The organism is Planococcus sp. CAU13 (assembly GCF_000775575.1).
Classification (GTDB): Bacteria; Bacillota; Bacilli; order Bacillales_A; family Planococcaceae; genus Planococcus.
Genome location: NZ_JRGN01000102.1, coordinates 1 through 303, shown reverse-complemented (window position 1 = coordinate 303; position 303 = coordinate 1). Strand labels below are relative to the sequence as shown.

The window sequence follows — 303 nt, the reverse complement described above, 5'->3', positions numbered from 1 at the left end:
AGACCGAAGCGATCAATGGGGAAGTGGGCCGATCCATCGAAAGGCTGTCAGAGGACCAGATGGACGGCCTTTTGGATAATGCCGGTTTAGCGCAATTGGACCTGCTGAAAGAGATGCGGAGCGCACTTTACCCATGGCGGGATGCAATTTACCAGGCGAAATGGGAAGAAGTTCCGCTTCATAAAGGGGAATTTTTGGCGCTTCTCCAGCTTTTCAATGAACGCGGCGGCGAGCTGTCGACGTTAACGGGCATGGAGAAGGAAATCGCCATCCAAAAAAACGAGTGGCTCCTGGAACACGGAT

At 52.8% G+C, this 303-nt stretch carries 1 protein-coding gene; it reads left to right on the top strand.

The window, feature by feature from the left end:
• Positions 1 to 303 (top strand): hypothetical protein (locus KW93_RS17390; RefSeq protein WP_033541779.1); only part of this gene is annotated, 303 nt, incomplete at both ends.